Source organism: Pseudomonas sp. NCHU5216 (assembly GCF_052156495.1).
In the GTDB taxonomy this organism is placed as follows: Bacteria; Pseudomonadota; Gammaproteobacteria; order Pseudomonadales; family Pseudomonadaceae; genus Aquipseudomonas.
This window is the reverse complement of record NZ_JBQLIX010000091.1, coordinates 1-506: the sequence shown is the minus strand read 5'-3', so window position 1 is coordinate 506 and position 506 is coordinate 1. Positions and strand designations below refer to the sequence as shown.

The following is a 506-nucleotide window of genomic DNA, read 5'->3' as shown; positions in this document are numbered from 1 at the left end:
AAGCTCGAAGAGATCCGATTCGCCAATGGCACCACCTGGACAATCGATCAGGTCAAGGTCAAGGCCCTGCAGAGCACCGATGGCAACGACACCCTCACCGGCTACGCCTCCGATGACACCATCAGTGGCGACCTGGGCAACGACTATCTCTACGGTCAGGACGGTGATGATGTCCTCGACGGTGGCGAAGGTGATGATCGTCTCTATGGTGAAAATGGTGACGATACCCTGGTCGGTGGCGAAGGCAACGACGTTCTCAACGGTGACAACGGTAACGACTTGCTTCTCGGCGGCGAAGGTAACGACAACCTCAGCGGGGGGGCAGGTGAAGATGTCCTCGATGGAGGCACCGGAAATGACTCCCTCCATGGCGGCACAGGCAGTGACACCTACCGTTTCAGCCGAGGCTGGGGTCAGGACGCCATCAATAACTACGACACCAGCACCAACAAGGTCGATGCCATTGTCTTCGCTGACGACATCACGCCCGATGACATCGTCATCAC

Annotated in this window: 1 protein-coding gene; it reads left to right on the top strand. The window is 57.7% G+C overall.

Features of this window, described 5'->3' with window-relative positions:
• A partial coding sequence (locus tag ACSVIK_RS26010) for a calcium-binding protein (protein ID WP_442447019.1) occupies positions 1-506 on the top strand: 506 nt, incomplete at both ends.